Annotated in this window: 3 protein-coding genes; all 3 read right to left on the reverse strand. The window is 64.4% G+C overall.

Features of this window, described 5'->3' with window-relative positions:
- Nucleotides 1–1,276: MFS transporter (locus ACYVDE_RS17635; protein WP_460502863.1), on the reverse strand; the 1,276-nt coding region annotated here is incomplete at its 3' end.
- A 198-nt stretch (nucleotides 1,277–1,474) separates the two neighbouring features.
- Nucleotides 1,475–2,515, reverse strand: coding sequence for a LacI family DNA-binding transcriptional regulator (locus ACYVDE_RS17640; RefSeq protein WP_460502864.1), 1,041 nt, complete (start codon nucleotides 2,513–2,515; stop codon nucleotides 1,475–1,477).
- Between the two features lie 187 nt (nucleotides 2,516–2,702).
- On the reverse strand, nucleotides 2,703–3,308 hold the full coding sequence (locus ACYVDE_RS17645) for a pentapeptide repeat-containing protein (protein ID WP_460502865.1): 606 nt from the start codon (nucleotides 3,306–3,308) through the stop codon (nucleotides 2,703–2,705).
- Between the last annotated feature and the right edge of the window lie 221 nt (nucleotides 3,309–3,529).

A 3,529-nucleotide genomic window follows, 5' to 3' on the forward strand; every position in this document is an offset into this window, starting at 1 on the left:
TTTCGGGGTCGGGCCAGTGCTCGGCGGGGTCGAGGTTCAGGCCCTCGGCCGAGCGCATGGGGAAGGGCAGGGCCAGCAGCGTGCTGGCCAGCATCCAGGCGGCCGCAATCAGCAGCGAGGTTTGCAGCGAGAGGTGGTCGGCCAGCTCGCCCCAGACAAGGCTGCCCACCGACAAGCCCGCCTGAAACACCAGCATGTACACGCTAATCACGCGGGCCTGCACCCACTTTGGCACGCTTAGCTGCACGGTGGTGCTGAAGCTGGTCATCACCATCAGCCAGGCCACGCCCGACACGAACATGACGGCGTAGAGCACATAAATCTGATTCACCAAAGCCAGGGCCGTGTTGGTGCCCACGAAGGCCAGCACGCCCAGCAGCACCCGCTGGTTGAAGCTGAGCCGCGAGCCGGCCCGGCCCATGAGCACAGCCCCCGTTACGGCGCCCGCGCCCAGCCACGAGAGCATCACGCCGTAGTGGCCCGAGCTCAGGTGCAGCCGCCGCGCCACTACCACCGACACGAGGCCCCACATGGCCGCCGCCCCGAACGCAAACGCGAACGTGCGCACCAGCACCCCGTAAATAGCCGGCGAATACTGCACGTAGCGCAGCCCCGCCCGCAGTGCGCCGATGAAGTTTTCGGCCGGCCCGTTGGTCACGGTGGGCTGGCGCTTCCAGAAATACACCACCGCCCAGGTGCCCAGAAATGACACTCCATTCAGCACGAATACCCAGCCGGCCGAGTAGTAGGCAATGATGGCCCCGCCAATGGCCGGCCCAATGGCGCGGGCAATGTTGTTGCTTACCCCGTTCAGGGTGATGGCTGAGGGCAGGGCCGGACGCGGCACCAGCTCAGTGGCGATGCTCTGCCAGATAGGCGCATTCAGGGCCGCGCCCATGCCTAGTAAAAAGGTGAAACCCAGTACCCCGTAGGCCGAAATGCCATCGGCCAGCGTGAGCGCACCCAGCCCCAGCGCCACCACCGACATGAAGCCTTGGGTGAAGAGCAACAGCCGGCGGCGGTCGACCAAATCGGCCATGGCCCCGGCTGGCATGCTCAGCAGAAAGGCGGGCAGCGAGGTAGCCGTTTGCATCAGGGCCACGAGCAGGGCCGAGGTGGTGAGGGTGGTCACGAGCCACACGCCGGCCACATTCTGCATCCAGGTGCCCACGTTGGAAACCAGGCCCGCAATCCAGATGGCTCGGAACACGGAGTAGGCAAAGGGGGTCCAGAGCGTGACTTTGGGAGCGGGCGGGGCAGTGGTGGCTTCGGGCATCGGGCAGCGGCAGGGTTTCGCAGGTAATAACAAACTAGCGATGCAAATGGCTGCTTACGATATTGATTGTAGAAGGGCTAAAGCCAGAACGTCATGCTGAGCTTGTCGCAGCATCTTTACCGCCGCAGCAATCAATTTTACTTGCACGGTAGAGATGCTGCGACAAGCTCAGCGTGACGTTCTTCTAATTTGCCCCACTTACCGCCGCTGCGACGACTCGCGCACCAGTAGCTTGGGCTTGAGCACGATGGGCTTGGGCGGGCCGGTGCGGTTGGGGCTGCTTTTGAGCATCTTTTGCAGCAGCTGCACCGCCGTTTTGCCCATCTGCTCGCAGCGCTGGTCCACGCTGCTGAGCATGGGCTCGGTGAGGGTGGTGAAAACCTCGTTGCTGAAGCCCACGATGGCCACATCCTGCGGCGAGCGCAGGCGCGCGGCTTTCACGGCTTGCAGGGCGCCCACGGCGGCCAGGTCGTTGCTCGAAAACACGCCGTCGGGGCGCTGGGCGGCGGGCAGTTTCAGCAGTTGGCGCATGGCCAATTGGCCGCCCTTCTGGTTCATCTCGCAGTGCACGGTTAGCTCCGGGTCGATGGTCAGGCCGTGGGCGGCGAGCGCATCGAGGTAGCCCTGGTGGCGGTTTTTGTGAATGCTCAGGTGCAGCGGGCCGGTGAAGTGGGCAATACGCGTGCAGCCCTGCTCGATGAGGTGCGTCACGACCTGGTAGGCGCCCTGGTAGTCGTCAATCACCACGGCGCTCACGTTGCTGCCCTCAAAATCCTCCACCTTGCGGTCGAAAAACACCAGCGGAATATTCTGCTGGCGCACGGCCTCGAAGTGCTCGAAGCTCTGGGTGGTGTTGGCCAGCGACACCAGAATGCCCTCCACCTGCGAGTTCATCAGCAGGTCGATGTTCTTCTGTTCCTGGCGGGCGTCCTCGTTGCTCTGGCAAATCATCACGTTGAAGCCCAGCTTAGCGGCTTCAGTGGCGATGCCGTGCACCACCAGCGGGAAAAAGTGCCCCGTAATGTGCGGCACCAGCACGCCCAGCGTGTTGCTGCGGCCCCGGCGCAGGGCGGCGGCCAGCTGGTTGGGCTGGTAGTGCAGCTCTTCGGCCAGCTGGCGCACGCGGGCCTTGGTGGCCTCGCTCACGTCGGCGTGGTCGCTGAGGGCGCGGGAGATGGTAGATGGCGACAAGCCCAGCGTTTTGGCCAGGTCGGTAATGGAAGCGCGGCGGTTGGCCATCGGATATAGTTGGCGAGGTGAACGAAAACCCGCGCCGGGGGCGGCACTACCGCCCGGGGCCGGGCCCTGGCATGCGGCCGAAGGGGGTAGGCTACCCGCGCGCGGGGCAGCCGCTTTCGGCCATCGATGGGAATTCCTCCGCAATCTACACCGGGGCGCGAATCCGGCCGCCAATTCGGCTTCGTTCTTACTCCACCACGAGGTGGTAGCGGGCCACCACGCCCAGCAGGCCGGCCAGGGTGAAATGAGCGCCGGCCAGCGGGTTGGTTTCGGGGTCGATGACGAAGCCGGTGGCGGTGCGGAAATCAGCCCCCAGCAGCCGGGTATTCTGAAACACCGCCCCGCCCAGCGCGCAATCCTCAAACGCGGCCTGGCTCAGGTCGGAGTCAGCAAAATCGGCATCGTCGAGCTGGCAGCCCACGAAGCGCGTGCCCGGCATGGTGCGCCCCGCAAACGAAGCGTAACGCATCTGGCACCGGTCGAAGTGCACGCCAAACAGCATGTCACGGCAGGCCCCGAACTGCAGGCCCAGCAACTTGCAGTCCTCGAACGCCACGTTCTGCAGGGCCGTGCCCGCCAGCTGGGCCGTGCTCAGATTGCAGTGCTCGAAGCGGCAATCGGTGAAACGCAGCCGGCGTAGGTCGGCCCCGCTGAAATCGCAGCCTACGAAGCGAAATTCTTCAAATTCGGTGTGGCCCAGCAGATGGCGGGCATCCCAGCGCTCAGCGACGTTTTCGTCGGGGAAGTAGGTGGGCTTGCGCGGAGCAGGGGCGGGCTTGCGGCGGGGCGGCATGGGCGGCGGGGGAGGGCTATATAACGAAAACCAAAGAACGTCATGCTGAGCGCAGTCGAAGCATCTCTACCGCAGTAGTAAACTCAATCGTCGGGATTAGTTACGCGGTAGAGATGCTTCGACTGCGCTCAGCATGACGTTCTTCTGGCAGGAAGAAGTAAACCTATTCCTTCACCACCCGCTGCACCTCGTTCAGGCCCGCGCCCTGCACCCGCACCAGG

It is taken from the genome of Hymenobacter agri (assembly GCF_054778495.1).

What these genes read in the sequence shown, in the direction of transcription:
- ACYVDE_RS17645 (WP_460502865.1), bottom strand. Translation starts at nt 3,308, where the DNA reads ATGCCGCCCCGCCGCAAGCCCGCCCCTGCTCCGCGCAAGCCCACCTAC.
- ACYVDE_RS17640 (WP_460502864.1), bottom strand. Translation starts at nt 2,515, where the DNA reads ATGGCCAACCGCCGCGCTTCCATTACCGACCTGGCCAAAACGCTGGGC.